Here is a 22,601-nt window from a genome sequence, read left to right on the forward strand (position 1 = left end):
ACAATACATGAGTTTGCCGCAAGGCAGGCGATCCGTCCCCGTGTTGTTGCGCCGAACCATCACTGCTCAGGGCTCAGACGAGCTCCCGATAAAGCGCCAGATAGCGCTCCGCCGACGCGCCCCAGCCGAAATCCTGGCGCATCGCGCGGCGCTGCGCCGCTTTCCATTCGGTGCGCCGGCCATGCAGCGCGAAAGCGCGGCGAATCGCCGCCGTCAGGCTGCGCGACGTAAAGCGCTCGAACACGAAGCCGGTGGCGAGATCTTCGGCGAGATTTTCGAGCGATGCGTCCACCACGGTGTCGGCCAGACCGCCCACGCTATGCACGAGCGGCAGCGAGCCGTAGGCGAGCGCATACAACTGCGTGAGGCCGCACGGCTCGAAGCGCGACGGCACGGCAATCACGTCGCTGCCAGCAATGATGGTATGCGCGAGCGTTTCGTCGAAGCCCAGTTCCACCGCGACACACTCCGGGTGCGTCTGCGCGACGCGCTTCAGGCCGTTTTCGAGCGCGGGGTCGCCGGTGCCGAACACCACCAGTTGACCGCCGCGCCTGACGATTTCCGGCACGGTTTCGAGCAGCAGATCGAGGCCTTTCTGCTCGGTGAGGCGGCTCACCACGCCGAACAGCAGCGCATCGCTTTTTTGCGCGAGACCGAAGCGTTTTTGCAATGCCTCCTTGCAGGCGAGCTTGCCGGCGAGCTTCGTTGCGGTGTAGCGGTGCTCGAGGAGCGCGTCGCTGGCCGGGTTCCACACCGTGTAATCCACGCCGTTCAGAATGCCGCTCAGGTCGTGCGCGCGGCTGCGCAGCAGGCCGTCGAGCCCGCCGCCTTGCGCGAGCGTCTGGATTTCGCGCGCGTACGTTGGGCTCACGGTCGTGATGCGGTCGCTGTAGAAAAGCCCCGCCTTCAGAAACGACAGTTGTCCGTAGAATTCGACGCCTTGCATGCTGAAGAAGTCGTCCGGCAAACCGAGCTGGCCGAACTGATGCGCGGGAAACACGCCCTGATACGCAAGGTTGTGCACGGTAAAGACACTGCGCGCGGGCGCGCGGCCCTGCTGCCGTTCGGCCGCTTTCAGGTAGGCGGCGGCGAGCCCGGCATGCCAGTCGTGCGCATGCACGATCTGCGGCGACCACGCCGGATCGAGCTGCTGCGCAAGTTGCGCGGCGACCCAGCCGACGAGCGCGAAACGCTGCGCGTTGTCGCCGTAGGGCACAAGTTCGTCGTTTAGATAGGGATTGCCGGGCCGGTCGTACAGCGTGGCGGCGCGGATCATGTAGACGATAAGCCCGTTCGAGGGCAGCGTGCCCTGTTCCAGCGCGACGCCCGGTGCATCGAAACGGCGGCCCAGTTGCGCGACCGGACGCACGTCGCGCAGACCGGCGGCCACCGCCGGAAAACCCGGCAGCAGCACGCGCACGTCGGCGCCGCGCTCGACCAGTGCGGCGGGCAGCGCGCCCGCGACGTCGGCGAGACCGCCTGTCTTGAGGAGGGGATACAGCTCGCTGGCGACGTGCAGGGCGCGAATCGTCATAGGCTCGGTCTCGTTCCTTTGAATGCTGGGGGCGATGAACGGTGCAGGCGGCTTGCGCAGCCCGTGCGCCTGGTCACTTCATGTCCTTTGCAGCGACTCGGGCGTGACCAGCACGACGCCGTCGTCGGTGCGATAGAAACGCTCGGCGTCGCGCACCGGATCTTCACCGATTACCGTTCCGTCCGGAATCGAGCAACCGCGGTCCACGACCACTTTCTGCAAGCGGCAACTCGCGCCGACGGTGACCTGCGGCAACAAGACTGCCTCATTGATGTTACAGAACGAACTCACCTTGACGTTCGACGACAACACCGAGCGCGAAATCTGCGAGCCCGAAATCACACAGCCGCCGCACACGATCAGATTATTGCCCGAGCCTTGCAGGCCCTTCAGGTCGCGCACGAACTTGGCGGGCGGCAGTTGCTCCTGGTAAGTCCAGATGGGCCAGCTGCGGTCGTAAAGGTCGAGCGTCGGGATCGTGGAGGCGAGGTCGAGATTGGCGGCCCAATAGGCGTCGATCGTGCCCACGTCGCGCCAGTACGGCTCGACGTTCGGGTCTGACGACACGCACGACATGCTGAACGGATGCGCGATTGCCGTGCCCTGCGTGACGACGCGCGGCAGGATGTCCTTGCCGAAGTCGTGGTCGGTATCCACGCTGGAGATGTTCTCCTCTAGCAGTGCATACAGATAGTCGGCATTGAACACGTAGATGCCCATGCTCGCGAGCGCGGTGTCCGGGCGGCCGGGAATGGCGGGCGGGTCGGCCGGCTTTTCGACGAAGCCGGTAACGCGGCGGTTCTCGTCCACCGCCATCACGCCGAAAGCAACCGCGTCCATGCGCGGCACCTCGATGCAGCCAACCGTGCAATCGGCGCCGCTCTCCGCGTGATCCGCGATCATGCGCGTGTAGTCCATCTTGTAGATGTGATCGCCCGCCAGCACGACCACGTACTTCGGCCGGATCGAGCGGATGATGTCCAGATTCTGGAACACCGCGTCGGCCGTGCCGCGATACCAGTGCGCGCCTTCCACGCGCTGCTGCGCGGGCCACAGGTCGATGAATTCGCCAAACTCGCCGCGCAGGAAACCCCAGCCGCGCTGCAAATGGCGCAACAGCGAGTGCGCCTTGTACTGCGTGACGACGGCGATGCGGCGGATGCCCGAGTTCAGGCAATTGGACAGCGCGAAATCGATGATGCGGAATTTGCCGCCGAAATGCACAGCCGGCTTCACCCGCTTGTTGGTGAGCGGACCAAGCCGGGTGCCGCGTCCGCCAGCAAGCACGATGGCGAGGGTGGTGCGTTGCAGATCGTTCAGCCGTGCCGGAGTATCCATGTTTGTCTCCTTCGGTTTTATCGTGGTGCCCTGCAATGGGTGCTGACTTGCTTTCCCCGATGATGCTGGTCGACCGCTTCTGCATTGATTCGCGCATCCGGACCGCTGCGCTGGCGAGCCCGTCCCGTAGTTCTAGCACTGAATCGGCTTGCGCGGGCGACGTTTGTCGTGCGTGGGCCGCCCTGGCGCTCAACTGTGTACGATCGCGGCTGTCGCGGCCGCGTGCTGTGCGCTACGACACACAGTGCGTGAGCCTCTGGCCCGCAATATGCGTGCCACGCGCCGGGCGAGCGCTGTGCCGGGGCGGGCCGGGCGCGGTGTTGCGCGCGCCGCTGCGCGGTTGCGCAGGCAATCGTAGAATCGTCCGCGACTGGGGCGGCGTGCCGGTGCTTCGTTTCGAGCGGGGTTTCAAGGCGTGCCTGCCCCTGCCTTCCGCGTTCCTTTTCTGCTCTTCCTGGACACTATGCCAATCAGCTTTCGCCGTTTTCCATCGCTTGTCGCATTGAGCGTGGCCGTAGTCTGCGCCGCGTCGTTCGTCGTGGACGATGCGTCCGCCGCGTCCTCTGGCCTGCCACAAACCGACGTGCCGGTTGCGTCGTCGGCCGCTTCGGCCGCTTCGGCCAGTGACACGTCCGGCGCCGCCGCGAGTGCCGCCGGCGCGAATGCGGGCCCCGCCTACGGTCCGGAGTTGCAGGGCTTCACCTATCCGGCGCCAGTCGGGCAGTACGCGTTCACCTCGCAAGGGGTCCCGCTTCACATGGCGTACATGGACGTCAAACCGGCGCACGCAAACGGCCGCACGGCGGTGCTTCTGCACGGCAAGAATTTTTGCGCGGCAACGTGGGAGGCGACCATTGTTCGTCTGAGCGAAGCCGGCTATCGCGTGATCGCGCCCGACCAGATCGGCTTTTGCAAGTCGAGCAAGCCCGAGCACTATCAGTACAGTTTCCAGCAGCTGGCGCGCAATACGCATGCGCTGCTCGAGTCGCTCGGTGTGAAGGACGCGACGATCATCGGCCATTCGACCGGCGGCATGCTCGCCGTGCGCTACGCGCTGATGTATCCGCGCGAGACGCAGCAACTGGTGCTCGTCAATCCGATCGGTCTCGAGGACTGGAAGGCAAAGGGCGTGCCCTCGCTGTCGGTGGACGACTGGTATCAGCGCGAACTGAAGACCAGTGCCGACGGCATTCGCCGCTACGAGCAATCCACTTACTATGCCGGCCAGTGGCGCGCCGATTACGAACCGTGGGTGCAGATGCTCGCGGGTATGTACCGTGGCCCGGGCAAGCAGATTGTCGCGTGGAATTCGGCGCTGCTTTACGACATGATCTATACGCAGCCGGTGGTCTACGAATTCGGCCAGTTGAACATGCCCACGCTACTGCTGATCGGCCAGAAGGACACCACCGCGATCGGAAAGGACGCGGCCTCGCCCGAGGTGCGCGCGAAGATCGGCCACTATCCGGAGCTCGGCAAGGCCGCGGCCCAGGCCATTCCACATGCGACGCTGGTCGAATTCGCCGATCTCGGCCATGCACCGCAGATGCAGGACCCCGCTGCATTCCACAAGGCGCTGCTGGACGGAATGGCAGCAGTACAGACCGGCCGCTGAGTTCGCGGGACGTGAAGGCCTAGGAGGGCTCGGAAGGGCTGGGAGAGGCTCTGAGGGCTCGGAAGGCCAGAAGGCCAGAAGGCCAGAAGGCCAGAAGGCCCAGAAGCGCTCAGGTAGCCGGAACAAACCGTTGGACGAAGAAAAAAGGCGGCGCCTCGCAAGCGCCGCCTTTTTCCACCCGCCGACGCTTCACTTCGCGTCGGCCAGTTCCTCGCGAATTTCCGCGCCGATCTCAAACGAGCGCAGCCGCGCCTTGTGATCGTAAATCTGCGCGGTGAGCATCAATTCGTCCGCATGGGTTTGCTCGATGATGGACATCAGGCTTTCGCGCACCGCGTCGCGATCGCCGATCGCCGTGCACGCGAGCGAATGCGCAACCGAACTCAGTTCCATTTCCGATGCCGCGAGCCGTTCGACCGGCGGCTGCAATTGCCCCGGCGTGCCGCGCCGCAAGTTGATGAACTGCTGCTGCAGCGACGTGAAGAGGCGCTGCGCTTCTTCCTGCGTGTCGGCTGCAAAAAGATTCACGCCGACCATCGCGTACGGCTTGTCGAGTGTCGCGGAAGGGCGGAACTGCGAACGATAAACCTGTAACGCCGTCAGCATGTAATCCGGCGCGAAGTGCGACGCAAATGCAAACGGCAAGCCGAGCGCCGCCGCGAGCTGCGCGCTGAAAAGCGACGAGCCGAGCAGCCACAGCGGCACGTGCAAGCCCGCGCCGGGCACCGCGCGAACTCGCTGGCCGGAGGCCGCGTCCGCGAAGTAGCGCTGCAATTCGACGACGTCGTCGGGGAAAGAGTCCGCGCTGTTTTGCAGGTCGCGGCGCAGCGCGCGGGCCGTGGTCTGGTCGGTGCCGGGCGCGCGCCCAAGACCCAGGTCGATGCGGCCGGGATACAGCGACTCGAGCGTGCCGAACTGTTCTGCAATCACGAGCGGCGCGTGATTCGGCAGCATGACGCCGCCGGAACCCACACGGATCGTCTTCGTGCCGCCCGCCACGTAGCCGATCACAACCGAGGTGGCCGCGCTCGCAATGCCGGTCATGTTGTGATGCTCGGCGAGCCAGAAGCGGCGGTAGTTCCACCGTTCCGCGTGTTGGGCGAGATCGAGCGTATTCCTGAAGGCATCCGCCGGCGTGGCGCCGGCAATGACGGGCGATAGGTCGAGGACCGAGAAGGGGATCATTGTCTGTGGTTTTGCTGTTTCTGGCGCTTTCACGCGATGGAGCATTCTCGCAAAGCTTCGGGCTTTCTGCTGGCGACGCGGCGATGTCCACGCTTGCGAAAGGGTTTGTCGGCGGCAGCAGGTCCGCATTACATGCAAATCCGATATAGATATGGTCGATCAATATTTAACAAGCGCATGGTGCGCTGCTACCGTGAGGACCTCGAAAACGCGCTGCGCGCGGTTTTGCAGCGAGCATCCTGCAGCGCCGTCGCCCCGCCGCGCGGCAACCATTCACGGAGGCATTCGCGTGTCCATCGAATTCATCGGCATGATCCAGACTCGCAAGGTGTCGGAAACACACGCGCCGCAAGGGCCCGTTATCGACATCGGCTACGTCGAGCAGTTCGCCCGCGCGCATGAGGCGGCGGGCTTCGACCGCATTCTCGTGCCGCATCACTCCACGAGCCCCGACGCGCTATTGACCGTGGCGCACGCGGCGAGCGTGACGAGCAGAGTGCACTTCATGCTCGCGCATCGTCCGGGCTTTGTTGCGCCGACGCTCGCCGCGCGGCAACTCGCCACGCTCGATCACTACTCGGGCGGCCGTCTCGCGGTGCACATCATTTCCGGCGGCGACGACGCCGAGCAGCGCCGCGACGGCGACTTCCTTTCCCACGACGAACGCTACGCGCGCACGGACGAGTACCTGCAGATCGTGCGGCGCATCTGGACCGAAGCCGCGCCGTTCGATCATCACGGCAAGTACTACCGCTTCGAACAGGGCTTTTCCGAAGTCAAGCCGCTGCAGCAGCCGCATCTTCCGGTGTATTTCGGCGGCGCGTCGGCGCCTGCGCTGGCAATTGCCGGACGTCATGCTGATGTCTACGCGCTGTGGGGCGAATCGAAGGCGCAAGTGCACGAGCAGGTGACGCGCGTGCGCGCCGAGGCCGCGAAACACGGGCGCAGCGTGCGCTTTTCGGTGTCGTTCCGGCCGATTCTCGCCTCGACTGAAGCCGCCGCGTGGGAGCGCGCCGAGCGTATCCTCGCTGAAACGCGGCGGCTGCGCGCGGCGCAAGGGCTCGGTGTAGGCGGTCCGGCGCAAAGCGAGGGCGCACGGCGGCTACTCGCGGCAGCCGGCGATTCGGATCGCGCCGACGAACGCCTGTGGACCGGCATCGCGAAAGAAATTGGCGGACGCTCGAATTCGACGGCACTGGTCGGCACGCCCGAGCAGGTCGCGAAGACGCTCGCCGAGTACTACGCGCTTGGCGTCACGACTTTCCTCGTGCGCGGCTTCGATCCGCTCGAAGACGCCATCGACTATGGCCGCGAACTGATTCCGGCCACGCGCGAGCGGATCGCGCGCCTCTCGAAGACTGGCAAGACAGGCAGTGTTCCGGACGGCGAGACCGTGGCCGCCTGAACGGCGGGGCGAGGCGCACGCTTGGGGCCTTTCGGCCGTGTCGACATTGCACCGCCTTGGACCGCGACCTTGCGGGCAGCGCGCGCTAACAGTGCATCCATGACATGCGCGGGTTCGCGAAACCTCGCGCATTCCAATCTTTGGAACTATCCTTCAAGGTTACCGATGACCGCTACTTTGCGATCGGACCGGCTGCGCGCGTTCGTCGGCCGGATCGCGTCGCTCGTCGACAGCGAAATACCCGAAGCCGCGCTACTTGAGGCGGGCGGCGCCGCGCTCGGCGAATTGATTGCCCATGACGACTGGCTCCCCGACGCCTTCGCGCAGCCCCACCCCGAGCGCTATCAGCAGTTCCTGCTGCATGCGGATTCGCGCCAGCGCTTTTCGATTGTCAGTTTCGTGTGGGGACCGGGTCAGGCCACGCCGGTGCACGATCACACGGTATGGGGCTTGATCGGCGTGCTACGTGGCGCGGAAATTGCGCAGCGATACCGTGTCACGGCACAGGGCGAGATTGTCGAGCAGGGCGCTCCGGAGCGTCTTGCCAGAGGCGCCGTGGATGCGGTGTCGCCGCGCATCGGCGATATTCATCGCGTGAGCAATGCATTTGGTGACCGTACGTCGATCAGCATTCACGTGTACGGTGGGAATATCGGTGCCGTGAGCCGTTCGGTGTATCCCGGCGGAATGGCCCGCAAAACGTTTGTGTCCGGCTATTCGAACGACGTGTTGCCGAACATCTGGAATGTGTCGAAGGAGTCCCCGATCCCATGACTTTCGTGAAAGATTTTCGTACCCGATCTTATGCAGACGTGCGCCGCGCACTGCTCGAACGCGAGGAACTCGCCTTCGTCGACGTGCGCGAGGAAGACCCGCACGCGCGCAGTCATCCGCTTTTTGCTGCGAACCTGCCGCTGTCGCGGCTCGAACTGGACGCGCCGGTGCGCCTGCCGCGCCGCGATGTGCCGATCGTCGTGCTCGACGACGGCGAAGGACTGGCCGCGCGCGCCGCCGCGCGCTTCGACAGCCTCGGCTACACGGACGTTGCGTTGCTCGAAGGCGGCTTGCAAGGTTGGCGCAAGGCGGGCGGCGAGTTGTTCCAGGACGTCAACGTGCCGAGCAAGGCATTCGGCGAACTGGTGGAAAGCGTGCGCCATACGCCGTCGCTGCCGGCGCAGCAGGTGCAGGCGTTGCTCGATCGCGAAGAGAACGTGGTCGTGCTCGACGCGCGCCGTTACGACGAGTATCAGACCATGAACATTCCCGGCAGTATCAGCGTGCCGGGAGCGGAACTCGTGCTGCGCGCGCGCGAGCTTGCGCCGGACCCTGCCACGCGCATCATCGTCAATTGCGCGGGACGCACGCGCAGCATCATCGGCGCGCAGTCGCTGATCAACGCGGGGCTCCCCAATCCGGTTGCCGCGCTGCGCAACGGCACCATCGGCTGGACGCTCGCGGGGCAGCCGCTCGCGCACGGCAGTTCGCGTCGCCCTGGTCCGGTCGTGGACGACGCGCTGCGTCTCATCGCGGCCGACGGCGCGCGCTCGGTCGCGGATCGCGCGAAAGTGGGCCGCACGTCGCGCGACGAAGCGCGCCGCTGGGCCGACGAAGCGGTGCGCACCGTCTATCGCTTCGATGTACGCACGCCCGAGGAATACGAAGCCGGGCACGTGCCGGGCTTCCGGTCTGCGCCCGGCGGCCAGCTCGTGCAGGAAACGGAAATGTTCGCGCCGGTGCGCGGCGCACGCGTGATTCTCGCGGATAGCGACGGCGTGCGCGCCAACATGACCGCCTCATGGCTCGCGCAGATGAACGTCGAGGTCTACGTGGTGGACGGCCTGACCGCCGCCGATTTCGCTGAAAAAGGCGCGGCTCCCGCCGCGCGCTTCGCGCCGCAGCCGCCCGACGCGGAAGAAATCGCCCCCGCCGAACTCGCCGCGCTGCTGCAGTCGCCGGGCACCGTCGTGCTCGATTTCACGAGCAGCGCGAACTATGTGAAGCGCCACATTGCGGGCGCGTGGTTCGTGATCCGTAGTCAGCTCGAAACGGCGCTGCACAAGCTGCCTGACGCGCGCCGCTATGTACTCACCTGCGGCAGCAGTCTGCTCGCGCGCTTTGCTGCGCCCGAGGTGGCGGCGCTGACCGGCAAGCCAGTCCAGGTGCTGACTGGCGGCACGGCCGCGTGGATCGAAGCGGGCCTGCCGGTGGAAAGCGGCGAGACGCGGATGGCGTCGCCGCGCATCGACCGTTACCGGCGTCCGTATGAGGGCACCGACAACGCGCGCGAGGCGATGAACGCATATCTGGAGTGGGAGTATGGGCTCGTCGCCCAACTCGCGCGCGATGGCACGCACGGGTTCCATGTGATCTGAACGTCAGTTGCGCCGGCGGGTCGAGACATCTGGTCCGCCTCGCCCCCGCAGCAGACTCACGCAGCGCTCTGCAACCCGCGCCTGTCGGGCTGGGCGCTGCGCATCTCCTTGAACTGCCGCGCGATCACCGCACCGAGCCGCTCCACCGGCTGTTGCAATTTGCCGAGCACGCGCGGCTGCACGAGCCAGATGTCGATGAGCGGCTTGAAGTCGCTGATCGGCACTACGTCGAGCATGTCGGCATAGCTGCTCGCGGCGAGCAGCGGCAAGGGCACGAGCCCGAGGCCGTGACCGTCTGCGACAAGCTGCAACTGCAGTTCGGTGCCGAGCGTTTCCAGATTCAGCCTGAGCGCGAGTCCGAGACCTGTCAGCGCACGCTGCAGGCCGTCGCGGAATCCGCAGCCGTCCGGATTCAACACCCAACCCAGCGACTGGCACTCGGCAAGCGTGTGCGTGCGTTTCCTGACAAGCCCCTTGCGGGCGACCACCGCCAGTTTGATGCGGCCGAGCGAACGCGCCGAAAGCGTGTCGTTAAAGGTCTTGTTGGCGGGCAGCAGCATCGCGGCGACGTCCAGCTCGCCGTCTTCCAGCTGTTCGAGCAACTGGCTGCTCCAGCCGGTGGAGGCGCGCGTCTGCAAATCGGGGTAGGCCGCTTTCACCGCGCGCAGCGCTTCGCCAAGCGCAATATCGGCGACGGTCTGCGCGACGCCCACGCGCAGCGTGCCGATGGGCGGCGTGTCGGTCGCGACGATTTCGCGCAGTACGTCCAGTTCTCGCTGGATCACCCGGCATTGCTCATACACCACGCGGCCGGTTGCCGTCGCCTTGAGCGGACGCGTGTTGCGGTCGAGCAATTCGACGCCGAGCGCTTCCTCGAAATTCTGCAGGCGGCGCGTGACGGCCGGCTGCGTGAGCCCGAGGCTGAGCGCCGCCTGCTGCAGCGACTGACAGCGAATAACTGTGACGTAAGCGTCGATTTCGTCGATCTTCATGATGCGCGATGGGGTTGGTTCGTGCGCCTGATGATACCTGCGGCGCGAATACGGGGGACCTGGCCGCCAACAAAAATTCGCATATTTGCTTAGAAGAATAATGCGTTTGTCTTATATGGGGCGTTGCGCTTATCGTCGCTGAACTTTGCAGGAATTCGAATCGCAGGCCATTACTCGCACGCCATAACCATGATGCCTTTCGGCCCGCCTTATACGATGTTTTCCGTGCTGCCTCGCACCTTCGTCAAAGCGCTTGCCGGCGCTGCGCTCGCGCTTTGCGCAGTGTTGTGCACGACGTCAGGGCACGCTGCAGACCTTCCGGTTCTCAAGGTCGGCGACCAGTCGTTGCAGACGCGCGGCATTCTCGAAGCCTCCGGCCAGTTGAAGGACCTGCCGTACAAGATCGAATGGTTCAATTTTCCGGCGGCGCAGCCGCTTGGCGAAGCGCTGAACGCGGGCGCCGTGGATGTGGGCGGCCTCGGGGACGCGCCGCTCGTGTTCGCGCTCGCCGCCGGCGCGCGGGTGCGGGCGGTGGCGGCGACGCGCTCCGATCCGCTCGATCTCGCCATCGTGGTGGATCCGCATTCGCCGCTTGCGGATGTCGCGAGTCTGAAGGGCAAGCGCCTTGCGACGACGCGCGGCTCGATTGGCCACTACCTCGCGCTCGCTGCGCTGAAAAGGGCCAATCTCGCGGCGAGCGAAGTCACGTTCGTGTTTCTTGCGCCCGCCGACGCGAAGGCCGCACTTGCCTCTGGCAGCGTTGACGCCTGGTCGGTGTGGGATCCCTATACGGCGCTCGGCGAATCGCGCGATCACGACCGCATCATCGCTAACGGCGTGGGTTTGTCGGAGGGGCTCAGCTATCAGGTCGCGACCGAGGCGGCGATTGCCGGCAAACGCGCGCAACTGGCCGACTTTCTGCGGCGCGTGGCGATCGGCCAGCGCTGGGCGCTTACGCATCCGGACGAGGTGGCGGCCATGCAATCGCGCGTGACCGGCTTGCCGACCGATGTGCTGAAGACGGTTTACCAGCGCGGCCAGGTGCATCCCGTTGCCATCGACGACACGGTCATCGCCGCGCAGCAGCGCACCGCCGACACCTACGAAGCGGCCAACGTGATACGCACGCATCTTGACGTGCGCGCAAGCTTTGACCGCAGCTTCCCGCTGCCGTGATTCGCACCGCGCGGCGCCGCGAAATCCTCTGCCAATTCGGTGTAAACGCGCTCTCGTCTAAAGCCGCCGATCCCGTTAGATTAGGCTCACTTGGAAGGCTTTATGAGGGGACCAGGGCGACCAGACAAGCAGCGGTTCGCTACTTCCGTCGCTGGCGCAAGGTGAACGGCCAAGGTCGTTTATCGCCGCACCGGAACAGGACCGCTGCGCGTCGTCCCACACTGCCGTGTCGTTCAAACGGGGTTTTGTCCTCCGACCTGCGTCTTCCTTCTCCGGCGTACTGACCGTACCCGCCTTTACGAAAGCTTCAATGTCCCTGTCATGGGCGACGCTTTGCACGGCGTCGCCTTTTTGCTTTCTGTTGCGTCTGTTGCTGTTTGCAATACATCTCGCGCGGTTACCCCGATCGTCGAAAAAATGCCTGACGTACCGCGTTTTGCGCGCACCGGGCCGGGATGACGGCGTGTTGGCGGACGCGTGTGCGCGCTCGCGGTTTTTGCGTTGCGCGGTTATCCTGTAGCGCGCCCCGACCAAGTGCGGCGGGGCATCACAACATGACCGGTGCGGGCCCTCGCGTGCGCACTGCTACAGGAAATTCGCTGTGAGCCTGAAACTGCCTATTGTCGCCATGCTGGCCGCATGCCTTGCGCTCACCGCATGCGACGACCAACAAAGCGAGCGTGCCGTGCAAAAAATCAGGGAGCTGTTCAACGCCGTGAAGCCCGACGCACTGCTGCTCAAGGACATGACGCCGGGCGTGACCACCGAAGCGCAGATCCGCGAGCAGATGGGCAAGCCCGAAACGGAACGCACCTATACCGACGGTTCGAAGCGCTTCGAGTATCCGCGTGGTCCGCAAGGTTTGAATACGTACATGGTCGACATTGACCGTGACGGTAAACTGCAATCCATCACGCAGGTGTTGACCGCCGCGAATTTCGGCAAGATCCGCATCGGCATGAGCGAGGACGAGGTGCGGCGGCTGCTCGGCAAACCGGGCCAGGTCGCGGTGTTTCCCCTCAAGCCTGAGACGGTGTGGAGCTGGAAATGGCGCGAGGGCGGCGTGACGGAAGAAGGCATTTTCAACGTGCATTTCGACCAGAATCACACGGTGTACACGACATCGCGTTCGGATGTCGTGCGCGGGCGCTAGAAACAAAGAGAACAGAAAGACGGGGGCTTCATGATACGTCGACGTCGATACAGCCGTATCGGACTGGTATTGGGTGGCGGCGCGGCGCGCGGCTGGGCACATATAGGAGCGATTCGCGCGCTGCACGACGCGGGCATCAAACCCGACGTGGTCTGCGGTACTTCGATCGGCGCGCTGGTCGGCGCGGTCTATGCGAACGGCGACCTCGACTGGCTCGAGGAGTGGGTCTCGCGGCTCACGTGGCAGACGGTGGTGCGCCTGCTCGACTTACGGCTCTCCGGCGGCCTGCTCGGCGGGCGCAAAGTAATCCAGCTTTTTGCCGACAAATTCAACGGCCGGTCCATCGCCCAGTTGAACATGCCGTTCGCGGCCGTCGCCACCGAACTCGACTCAGGCCGCGAAAGCTGGCTGCAGGACGGCAGCGTGGTGGACGCGGTGCGCGCGTCGATTGCGATTCCCGGCATTTTCACGCCGGTGTGGCACAACGGCGTATGGCTTGTCGACGGTGGCCTGAGCAATCCCGTGCCGGTGTCCGTGGCGCGCGGCATGCGGGCCGACTGCGTGATCGCGGTCGATCTGAACAACGACATTCTGAATGGCCGCGATTTCGGCGGCGCGGTGGTGGACACGCCCGCCATCGATCCGAACGCGCCCCCGCCCGTTTCGCTGCGCCGTAACGGCAAGCCCTGGCCGCGCTGGCTCGCGCCCGCCGAGGAGCGCGTCACCGACGACGTGCGCGTGCCGCCCGCGCCGAGCGCCCGCGTGCCTTCCATGCTGAGTTCTATCGCGCAAAGCATCGACATCATGCAGGTGCGGATCACGCGCAGCCGTCTGGCGGGTGAGCCGGCAGATATTCTGATCCAGCCGCGCCTGGGCGGTATGGGCATTTTCGACTTTCATCGCGCGGCCCCGGCCATCGAGGAAGGGCGCGCGGCGGTCGAATACATGCTGCCGGCTATTCGCGCGCGGCTCGGCATAGACTAGCGCCGCCCGGCGCGCTCTGTGCACGCCGCACTCGGGCAACGCCGCACTCGGGCAACGCCACACTCGGGCGCGCCGCACTCGGGCAACGCCACACTCGGGCGCGCCGTACTCGGGCACGCCTTACTCGGGCAACGCCTTACTCCGGGCACGCGCTTCGCCTTGCGCGAAGCGCGCGCCGTCTATCGAAAAAGCGACCTCAAACTTGCGAAATCGCTGCGGCGCCTGCTGAACGCGCTTCGCGTGACCAGCGCCAGTGCCCCACGACATCGGGCATGACAGGGCGCAGCGTGCCTTACACGTCTCTTGTTGCATCGCACCAAATTCGCCGCCTGCCTTTGTGATTTTAATTTTCGCTTGCGAGACTCCGCGCCATGCCTGATGGGTCGGGGCGGGCGGCGTGAGCCGACTGCATCCTGGCAACGTTCAAACGAACCTGGATGGAGACACGCGTGGTGCTATACGGCTTTGGTCCGGTGTTGCTGGCCGGCACGATCCAGACAGTCGAACTGTCGGTTCTGTCGCTCGCGACCGCCGTGCTGCTCGGGCTCGCGGGCGCGGCGGCGAAACTCTCCCTCAACCGGCCGCTGCGCGCGCTCGCCACCGGCTATACGACGCTGATCCGCTCGGTGCCCGACCTTGTGCTGATGCTGCTGCTTTTCTACAGCATCCAGATCGCGGTCAACAATCTGACCGACGCGCTCGGCCTGCCGCAATTCGACATCGACCCGTTCGTGGCCGGCGTGCTGACGCTCGGCTTCATTTACGGTGCGTACTTCACTGAAACGTTTCGTGGCGCGTTTCTCGCTGTGCCGCGCGGTCAGCTCGAAGCGGGCAGTGCGTACGGCATGAGCGGCGCGCGGGTATTCGCGCGCATTCTCTTTCCGCAGATGATGCGTTTCGCGCTGCCCGGCATCGGCAACAACTGGCAGGTGCTCGTCAAGGCGACGGCGCTCGTGTCGATCATCGGTCTCGCGGACGTCGTGAAGGCCGCGCAGGACGCGGGCAAGAGCACCTTCAACATGTTCTTCTTCATTCTGATCGCGGCGCTAATCTATCTCGCGCTCACTACCGTCTCGAACCTCGCGCTGATCTGGCTGGAACGCCGCTATTCGATCGGCGTGCGGCACGCGGAGCTCTAAGACCATGATCGACATCCTCAACGAATTCTGGCGCGCGTTTCTCTACTGGGACGGCCAGCGCATGTCCGGGCTCGCGGTGACGCTGTGGTTGCTGGTCGCCTCAGTCGGCATCGGCTTTTGCGTTGCAATTCCGCTCGCGGTCGCGCGCGTGTCGAAAAAGCGCTGGCTCTCCACGCCGGTGCGTCTTTACACGTATGTGTTTCGCGGCACGCCGCTGTACGTGCAGTTGCTGCTGATTTATACCGGCATGTACAGCCTCGAATTCGTCCGCTCGCATCAGTTGCTTGATGCGTTTTTCCGCAGCGGCTTTCACTGCGCGATTCTCGCGTTCGCGTTGAACACCTGTGCCTACACGACGGAGATTTTCGCGGGCGCGATCCGCTCGACGTCGCATGGTGAAGTGGAAGCCGCGCGCGCCTACGGCATGAGCTGGTTCACGATGTACCGCCGCATTGTGATACCGTCCGCGCTGCGCCGCGCGTTGCCGTTGTACAGTAACGAAGTGATCCTGATGCTGCATGCCACCACGGTCGCGTTCACGGCCACCGTGCCCGATATTCTCAAGGTGGCGCGCGATGCGAATTCGGCGACCTATCAGTCGTTCGACGCGTTCGGCCTCGCGGCGCTGATTTACCTCGTGGTGTCGTTTGCTCTGGTTGCGCTGTTTCGCCGCGCCGAGCGTCACTGGCTGGGTTATCTGGCGGTGCGCACGCATTGAGCGCGCCGTGTTCGCAGCGGGCGGCGCGCTCAATGCGTGCGCCGTCACAACCTCGATCCGTATTCTCAAAGGGAGAGCATCTTGCTCCACACCACGCAAACCCAGGCTTGCAAGCTCGCCGTGCAGGACATCCACAAGCGCTATGGCGACAACGAAGTGCTCAAGGGCGTCTCGCTGAACGCGAACAAGGGCGACGTGATCAGCATCATCGGTGCGAGCGGCTCGGGCAAGAGCACCTTCCTGCGTTGCATCAATTTCCTCGAGCGGCCGAACGCGGGGCAGATCGTGGTCGACGGTGAAGCGGTCAAGACGAAGACCGACCGCGGCGGCAACCTCGAAGTGGCCGATCACAAGCAGTTGCAGCGCATTCGCACGAAACTCGCGATGGTGTTCCAGCACTTCAATCTGTGGGCGCATATGAACGTGCTCGAGAACCTCGTCGAGGCGCCGATTCACGTGCTCGGCGTGCCGCGCCGCGAAGCGGAAGAGCGGGCGCGCGAATACCTGGAGAAGGTGGGCCTTGCTCCGCGCGTCGAAAAACAATATCCGTCGCATCTGTCAGGGGGGCAGCAGCAGCGTGTGGCGATTGCGCGCGCGCTGGCGATGAACCCGGACGTCATGCTGTTCGACGAGCCGACTTCGGCGCTCGACCCCGAACTGGTCGGCGAAGTGCTGAAGGTCATGCAGAAGCTCGCCGAAGAAGGGCGCACCATGATCGTCGTCACGCATGAAATGGGTTTTGCACGCAACGTGTCGAACCATGTGATGTTCCTGCATCAAGGCCGCACCGAAGAAGAAGGCCTGCCCGCGGATGTGTTGAGCACGCCGCGCAGCGAGCGGCTCAAGCAGTTCCTCTCCGGCAGCCTGAAGTAACGCGCCGCACCGTCATAGCGCAGCCGATGGCCCGCACGTCCAGTCCCGCACGTACCACCCAGGTGGCGATCGTCGCATTGCCGCCCGTGTCGATGTCGGGCGTCGGGCCGATTGTCGACGCACTCAATCTCGCCAATGAAATCGACGGCCGCGCGTTGTACCGCGTGCAGGTCTGTTCGTGGGACGGCCGCGCCGTGCCGCTCGCGGGCGGCGCCCAATGGCCCGCCGACGCCGCGTTCGGCGACGCGATCGCGTGCGACTGGCTGATCGTCGTCACCGAGCGCTTCCAGCAATTTGCCGACTATCGCCTGTTTCTCGCGAGTCTCGCGCGGGTCGGGCAGCGTACGCCGCTCGTCACCGGTATTCATCACGGTGTATGGTGGCTCGCGATGGCCGGGCAGTTGTCCGGCTATCGCGTGAGCGTCAACTGGGAAACCTATCAGCAGTTCGCCGAGCAGTTCGAACGCTCCATCGTCACCCAGCAGATTTTTGAAATCGACCGCGATCGCGCCACCTGCGCGGGCGGTCAGGCGAGCGTCGACTTCATGCTCGCGATGATCGGCCGCGAGCACGGCCCTGAACTGGCGGACCGCATCGCGGACACGCTCGGCGTCGGCGTGTTGCGCGCGGGCGAGGAGCGTCAGCGTATTCCGTTCGTGACCGCGCCGGGCGAGCGCCATCCGCGACTGAACGATGCGTTGCTGCTGATGGAAGCGAATATCGAAGACCCGCTCACCACCGACGAAATCGCGGCGCTCGTCGGCGTGTCGCGGCGGCAGCTGGAGCGGCTGTTTCGACAGTATCTCGGTTCGATGCCGTCCAAATACTATCTGGGCCTGCGCCTTTCCAAAGCGCGCACGCAATTGCAGCGCACCAGCAAATCGGTCGTGCAGATCAGCCTCGCATGCGGATTTTCGTCGGCGGCGCACTTTTCGAATGCTTACCGCGAACGCTTTGGCGTGACGCCGCGCGAAGACCGCCGCAACTGGATCGAGCGGCAGACCGGCGCGAGCGGCGGCGCCGCGAGCGAGCCGCGCGCGGGCGCATTGATCGAGCGGCCGGATCTCGCAGACTGAACAGGCCGCTGGCGCTGGCCGTGGGCGCTGGAAGCTCATAGAAAGCGTCGCCTGTGCGCAAGACGTATCGCTCGTGGTTTCCTACACTACGTGTATTACCTCTCACCCGTAACGAGGATTTGTCATGAACGACCTGACTGTGACACGCAAGACCTTCGACGAAGTCATGGTGCCGGTGTTTGCGCCCGCCGCCTTCGTGCCGGACCGCGGTCTCGGCTCACGCGTCTGGGATACGCAAGGGCGCGACTATGTCGACTTCGCCGGCGGCATTGCCGTCACCGCGCTCGGTCATGCGCATCCCGAACTGCTGAAAGTCTTGCACGAGCAGGGCAGCAAGCTCTGGCACATCGGCAATGGCTACACGAACGAGCCGGTGCTGCGTCTTGCCAAACGTCTCGAAGACCTGACCTTTGCCGACCGTGCGTTCTTCGCGAACTCCGGTGCGGAAGCAAACGAAGCGGCGCTGAAGCTCGCACGCCGTGTCGCGTTCGATCGTCATGGCGCCGACAAATTCGAAATCGTCTCGTTCACGCAGTCGTTTCATGGCCGTACGTTCTTCACCGTCAGCGTGGGCGGCCAGCCGAAGTACTCGGAAGGCTTCGGGCCGGTGCCGCAGGGCATCGTGCATTTACCGTACAACGATATTCAGGCCGCGAAACAGGCCATCGGCGCGCAGACCTGCGCGGTGATCGTCGAGCCGATTCAGGGCGAGGGCGGTGTGATACCCGCGGACCCGGCGTTCCTCAAGGCGCTGCGCGAAGCCTGCGATCAGCACGGCGCGCTGCTGATTTTCGACGAAGTGCAAACCGGCGTGGGCCGCAGCGGCTACTTCTACGCGTACCAGGACAGCGGCGTGACGCCGGATATTCTCACCACCGCGAAGGCGCTCGGCAACGGTTTCCCCATCGGCGCAATGCTGACCACGAACGAACTGGCCGCGCACTTCAAGGTCGGCGTGCATGGCACGACCTATGGCGGCAATCCGCTCGGCTCCGCGATTGCAGAGAAAGTGGTCGAGCTGGTGAGCGATCCGCAACTGCTCGAAGGCGTGCGCACGCGCAGCGAAGTGCTGAAGGGCCATCTAGCTAAACTCAACGAACGCTTTGGCCTCTTCAAGGAAGTGCGCGGCAAGGGCTTGCTGATCGGCGCGGAATTGACCGACGCCTACAAGGGCCGGGCGAAAGACTTTGTCACGGCGGCCGGCCAGCATGGCGTGATCATGCTGATGGCGGGACCGGACGTGCTGCGCTTTGTGCCGTCGCTGATCATGCCGCTCGACGACATGAACGAAGGCTTCGTGCGGCTCGCGAGCGCGATCGCCGAACTGATCGGCGCGAAGGCCGAAGCCGCCTCGAAATAAGCGCGCGTTCTTCAGTGCCCTGCACGGACTCACCGGTTGTTTTCATGGGTTGCACCGGTGCGTCACATTCATGGCTCGCATTGATGCGTGACACTCCACAGGAACGATGATGCTCTTCGTACGCCCCGGCCGCCTCGCCGATCTCGATGCGCTCGAACACATGGCGCGCACCGCACAGCCGGTGCTGCATTCACTGCCGCATGACCGGCGCGCGCTCGAAGCGCGCGTCGCGCTGTCGGAAGACTCGTTTCGCGCGGAAGTCGACTTTCCGGGCGAGGAGTTCTATCTGTTCGTGCTCGAAGACAGCGAGACCGGCAAGCTGATGGGCACGGCGAGCATCGTCGCGGCGGCGGGCTACTCCGATCCGTTCTACGCATTTCGCAACGACGCGCTGATTCATGCGTCGCGCGAGCTGCACGTGAACCGCAAGATTCACGCGCTCACCATGTCGCACGAACTGACCGGCAAGAGCCGGCTCGCGGGCTATTACATCCATCCGTCGCTGCGCGGCGACGCCGCCGCGCACCTGCTGTCGCGCGCACGGATGATGTACATCGCCGCCAATCGCAAGCGCTTTACGCCTGAGGTGTTTTCGCTGCTGCTCGGCGTGACCGATGAGAAGGGCGTGTCGCCGTTCTGGGAAGCGGTGGGGCGCAAGTTTTTCGGCCGCGATTTTGCCGACATCGAGATCGAATCGGGCGGGCGCAGCAGAACATTCATTGCCGAAGTAATGCCTACCTATCCGATCTACGTGCCCTTGCTGCCCGAAGCGGCGCAGCGCGTGCTCGGCGAACCGGATGCGAACGCCTTGCTCGCGTACGAAATCCATCTCGAGGAAGGCTTCGAGACCGACCGCTTCATCGATATTTTCGACGCGGGTCCGGTGCTTACCGCGCAGGTGGACCGCAGTGCGTGCGTCACGCGCAACGAGACGCGCGAGGTGCGCGAGGTACACGAGAGCGCGGCGCCCGCAAGCGGCTCGGCGTTCCTGATCGCGCATAACGGCGCGGACGGCGAGTTCCGCTGCGTGCTCGGCGATCTGCCGGCCGCGCAGCGCGAAGGCGCGCCGCTCGCGCATGCGGCACGCGCGGCGCTGGGCGTGCAGGACGGCGATGCGGTGCGCTGCGTGCCGCTCTATCGGCCGCAAGGCGAACAACAATCGGGAGATGCACAATGATCGTCGTTCGCGTTGTGCAACGAGGCGATGTGGACGCGCTGATGCGCCTCGCGCAGGAAACCGGCCCGGGGCTCACCACCTTCAAGCCGGACCGCGAGGCGCTTGCCGCACGCGTCGAACGCGCGCGCCGCACCATGGAAGACAAGGCCGCGCCGCACGAAGCAGGCTACTTCTTCGTGATGGAAGACACGCAAACCGGCGATGTCGCGGGCGTCTGCGGCATCGAGGCCGAGGTCGGACTGCAGCAGCCGTTCTACAACTATCGCGTGAGCACGGTGGTACATGCGAGCCAGGACCTCGGCATCTGGACGCGCATGCGCGCGCTCAACATCTCGCACGACCTGACGGGCTACGCGGAGGTTTGCTCGCTGTTTCTGAGCCCGCGTTATCGCACGAGCGGAGTGGGCGGCTTGCTGTCGCGCTCGCGCTTTATGTTTCTCGCGCAGTTCCGCGAGCGCTTTCCGCAGCGCCTGTGCGCGGAATTGCGCGGCCATTTCGACGAGCAGGGCACGTCGCCGTTCTGGCGCGCCGTGGGGTCGCATTTCTATCAGATCGACTTCAACGCGGCGGACTACCTGAGCTCGCACGGCCGCAAGGCGTTCCTCGCCGAGTTGATGCCGCGCTATCCGGTGTATGTCGAGCTGTTGCCCGAAGAGGCGCAGCAATGCGTCGGCCTCACGCATAGCGACACGATTCCAGCGCGGCGCATGCTCGAAGCGGAAGGGCTGCGCTACGAGAACCACGTCGATATTTTCGACGCAGGTCCGGTTCTGGAATGCCATATCTCCGACTTGCGCACGGTGCGCGAAAGCGTGCTAGTGCCGGCCGAGATTGCCGACGTGCCGGCGGGCGCGCCGCAGGATGCGCCGCGCTCGATGGTGTCGAATACGTCGCTGGGCGATTTTCGCGTGGGCGTGGCGGCCGGCGTGCCGCACGACGGCGTGTTCCGCATGAACGCGCAGGAAGCGTCGGCACTCGGCGTGAAGTCAGGCGACCCGGTGCGGGTGCTGCCGCTGAAACACAAACAAGGATGATCATGAGCGAGCTTTTCATCGACGGCGAGTGGGCCGCCGGCACAGGCCCCGCGTTCGCGTCGCACAATCCGGGTACGGGCGCGACCGTTTGGGAAGGCAACAGTGCGTCGCCGGACGACGTGGACCGCGCGGTGCGCAGCGCGCGTCGCGCGTTCGCGGCGTGGTCGGCGGTGAGCCTCGACGAGCGTTGTGCAGTGGTGCGCCGCTTCGCCGCGCTCGTTACCGAACGCAAGGAAGCGCTCGCCGAAGCGATTGGCCGCGAAACGGGCAAGCCGCTGTGGGAAGCGCGCACCGAAGCGGCCTCCATGGCCGCGAAGGTCGAAATTTCGATTCAGGCCTACAACGAGCGCACTGGCGAAAAGCGTTCGGCAATGGCGGACGGAACCGCGGTGCTGCGGCATCGTCCGCATGGCGTGGTCGCCGTGTTCGGGCCGTATAACTTTCCCGGCCATCTGCCGAACGGGCATATCGTGCCGGCGTTGATCGCGGGCAATGCGGTGGTGTTCAAGCCGTCGGAGCTCGCGCCAGGCGTCGCCGCGCTGACCGTGCAGATCTGGCGCGACGCGGGCTTGCCGGCGGGCGTGCTGAATCTCGTGCAAGGCGAGAAGGACACGGGCGTTGCGCTCGCAAATCACCGGCAGATCGACGGACTCTTTTTCACCGGTAGTTCGGACACCGGAACATTGCTCCACAAACAGTTCGGCGGACGCCCCGAGATCGTGCTCGCGCTCGAAATGGGCGGCAACAATCCGCTCGTGATCGGTCCGGTCGCGGATATCGACGCGGCCGTGCATCACACGATCCAGTCGGCGTTTCTGTCGGCGGGGCAGCGCTGCACGTGCGCGCGGCGAATCTTCGTGCCGAACGACGCAGTCGGCGAGCGCTTTCTCGCGCGCTTCGTCGAGGTTGCGTCGCGCATCGGCGTGGGCGAATACAACGCCGAGCCGCAGCCTTTCATGGGCGCGGTGATCTCGGCGCGCGCGGCTTCGCGGCTGGTCGCGGCTCAGGAACGTCTGCTTGGCGAGGGCGGCGAGGCGCTGCTGAAAATGGAGCAGCGCGACCCGAGGCTCGGCTTCGTCACGCCGGCCATTCTCGACGTCAGCGCCGTGAAGCACCTGCCTGACGAGGAGCATTTCGGACCGCTCGCGCAGATCATCCGTTACGACAACTTCGACGAGGCGCTCGAAAAAGCCAACGACACCCAGTTCGGCCTCTCCGCAGGCTTGCTTGCCGACGACGAATCGCTGTGGACGCATTTCCAGCGCACCGTCCGCGCGGGCATCGTCAACTGGAACCGGCCGACCAACGGCGCTTCGTCCGGTGCGCCGTTCGGCGGCCCGGGCCGCTCGGGCAACCACCGGCCGAGCGCCTATTACGCAGCCGATTATTGCGCGTACCCGATGGCCTCCGTCGAAAGCGCGCAACTGCACATGCCCGCGAGCGTCTCGCCGGGCCTTCAATTCTGAGGAT

The 22,601-nt window shown here is 64.9% G+C and carries 19 protein-coding genes; 15 read left to right on the plus strand and 4 right to left on the minus strand.

What is annotated here, in order from left to right; translation table 11 throughout:
- Window positions 1-73 precede the first annotated feature (73 nt).
- Window positions 74-1,534, minus strand: coding sequence for a glycogen synthase GlgA (glgA, locus tag F757_RS0122065; RefSeq protein ID WP_027213292.1), 1,461 nt, complete (start codon window positions 1,532-1,534; stop codon window positions 74-76).
- A gap of 78 nt (window positions 1,535-1,612) precedes the next feature.
- The gene (gene glgC / locus F757_RS0122070; RefSeq protein ID WP_027213293.1) at window positions 1,613-2,872 is read right to left on the minus strand and encodes a glucose-1-phosphate adenylyltransferase; all 1,260 of its coding nucleotides are present in this window, start codon (window positions 2,870-2,872) and stop codon (window positions 1,613-1,615) included.
- 463 nt (window positions 2,873-3,335) lie between these two features.
- Here glgC and F757_RS0122075 point away from each other — a divergent pair, with 463 nt between their 5' ends.
- Window positions 3,336-4,487: an alpha/beta fold hydrolase gene (locus F757_RS0122075; protein WP_027213294.1), complete on the plus strand. Its 1,152-nt coding sequence runs from the start codon at window positions 3,336-3,338 to the stop codon at window positions 4,485-4,487.
- 189 nt (window positions 4,488-4,676) lie between these two features.
- Here F757_RS0122075 and F757_RS0122080 read toward each other — a convergent pair whose 3' ends face one another.
- Entirely contained in the window at window positions 4,677-5,672 is a 996-nt protein-coding gene (locus tag F757_RS0122080; protein ID WP_027213295.1) for an LLM class flavin-dependent oxidoreductase, read from the minus strand.
- A gap of 289 nt (window positions 5,673-5,961) precedes the next feature.
- On the opposite strand from F757_RS0122080, the gene F757_RS33935 reads away from it, so the two are divergent.
- From F757_RS33935 to F757_RS0122095, 3 genes are all read left to right on the plus strand, one after another.
- Window positions 5,962-7,077, plus strand: a complete 1,116-nt coding sequence (locus tag F757_RS33935) for an LLM class flavin-dependent oxidoreductase (RefSeq protein WP_035467326.1) — start codon at window positions 5,962-5,964, stop codon at window positions 7,075-7,077.
- Window positions 7,078-7,242: 165 nt separating this feature from the next.
- Window positions 7,243-7,851, plus strand: a complete 609-nt coding sequence (locus F757_RS0122090; RefSeq protein WP_027213296.1) for a cysteine dioxygenase — start codon at window positions 7,243-7,245, stop codon at window positions 7,849-7,851.
- Entirely contained in the window at window positions 7,848-9,449 is a 1,602-nt protein-coding gene (locus F757_RS0122095; protein WP_027213297.1) for a rhodanese-related sulfurtransferase, read from the plus strand. Before F757_RS0122090 ends, F757_RS0122095 begins: the two co-directional genes overlap by 4 nt.
- A 56-nt stretch (window positions 9,450-9,505) precedes the next feature.
- Here the strand turns inward: F757_RS0122095 and F757_RS0122100 are convergent, their stop codons facing one another.
- Window positions 9,506-10,441 carry a LysR family transcriptional regulator gene (locus F757_RS0122100; RefSeq protein WP_027213298.1) on the minus strand — a complete coding sequence of 312 codons (936 nt, stop codon included), beginning with the start codon at window positions 10,439-10,441 and terminating at the stop codon, window positions 9,506-9,508.
- Between the two features lie 189 nt (window positions 10,442-10,630).
- Between F757_RS0122100 and F757_RS0122105 the strand changes: the two genes are divergently transcribed.
- From F757_RS0122105 to astD, 11 genes are all read left to right on the plus strand, one after another.
- The gene (locus F757_RS0122105) at window positions 10,631-11,617 is read left to right on the plus strand and encodes an ABC transporter substrate-binding protein (protein WP_027213299.1); all 987 of its coding nucleotides are present in this window, start codon (window positions 10,631-10,633) and stop codon (window positions 11,615-11,617) included.
- Window positions 11,618-12,218: 601 nt separating this feature from the next.
- Window positions 12,219-12,770, plus strand: a complete 552-nt coding sequence (gene bamE, locus F757_RS0122110; RefSeq protein WP_027213300.1) for an outer membrane protein assembly factor BamE domain-containing protein — start codon at window positions 12,219-12,221, stop codon at window positions 12,768-12,770.
- Between the two features lie 30 nt (window positions 12,771-12,800).
- A complete protein-coding gene (locus F757_RS0122115) occupies window positions 12,801-13,754 on the plus strand; it encodes a patatin-like phospholipase family protein (protein WP_027213301.1) in 954 nt (317 codons plus the stop codon).
- Between the two features lie 449 nt (window positions 13,755-14,203).
- Window positions 14,204-14,893: an ABC transporter permease gene (locus F757_RS0122125; protein ID WP_013339720.1), complete on the plus strand. Its 690-nt coding sequence runs from the start codon at window positions 14,204-14,206 to the stop codon at window positions 14,891-14,893.
- A 4-nt stretch (window positions 14,894-14,897) separates the two neighbouring features.
- The gene (locus F757_RS0122130; protein WP_027213303.1) at window positions 14,898-15,611 is read left to right on the plus strand and encodes an ABC transporter permease; all 714 of its coding nucleotides are present in this window, start codon (window positions 14,898-14,900) and stop codon (window positions 15,609-15,611) included.
- An 81-nt stretch (window positions 15,612-15,692) separates the two neighbouring features.
- Window positions 15,693-16,484 carry an ABC transporter ATP-binding protein gene (locus F757_RS0122135; protein ID WP_027213304.1) on the plus strand — a complete coding sequence of 264 codons (792 nt, stop codon included), beginning with the start codon at window positions 15,693-15,695 and terminating at the stop codon, window positions 16,482-16,484.
- Between the two features lie 26 nt (window positions 16,485-16,510).
- Window positions 16,511-17,560, plus strand: a complete 1,050-nt coding sequence (locus F757_RS0122140) for a GlxA family transcriptional regulator (RefSeq protein WP_027213305.1) — start codon at window positions 16,511-16,513, stop codon at window positions 17,558-17,560.
- A 124-nt stretch (window positions 17,561-17,684) separates the two neighbouring features.
- Window positions 17,685-18,920 carry an aspartate aminotransferase family protein gene (locus F757_RS0122145; RefSeq protein WP_027213306.1) on the plus strand — a complete coding sequence of 412 codons (1,236 nt, stop codon included), beginning with the start codon at window positions 17,685-17,687 and terminating at the stop codon, window positions 18,918-18,920.
- A 109-nt stretch (window positions 18,921-19,029) separates the two neighbouring features.
- Window positions 19,030-20,097, plus strand: coding sequence for an arginine/ornithine succinyltransferase subunit alpha (gene aruF / locus F757_RS0122150; protein ID WP_027213307.1), 1,068 nt, complete (start codon window positions 19,030-19,032; stop codon window positions 20,095-20,097).
- Window positions 20,094-21,131, plus strand: a complete 1,038-nt coding sequence (astA, locus tag F757_RS0122155; protein WP_027213308.1) for an arginine N-succinyltransferase — start codon at window positions 20,094-20,096, stop codon at window positions 21,129-21,131. Before aruF ends, astA begins: the two co-directional genes overlap by 4 nt.
- A gap of 2 nt (window positions 21,132-21,133) precedes the next feature.
- Window positions 21,134-22,597: a succinylglutamate-semialdehyde dehydrogenase gene (gene astD, locus F757_RS0122160; protein ID WP_027213309.1), complete on the plus strand. Its 1,464-nt coding sequence runs from the start codon at window positions 21,134-21,136 to the stop codon at window positions 22,595-22,597.
- Window positions 22,598-22,601 lie beyond the last annotated feature (4 nt).

It is taken from the genome of Burkholderia sp. WSM2232 (assembly GCF_000472545.1).
Taxonomy (GTDB): domain Bacteria; phylum Pseudomonadota; class Gammaproteobacteria; order Burkholderiales; family Burkholderiaceae; genus Paraburkholderia.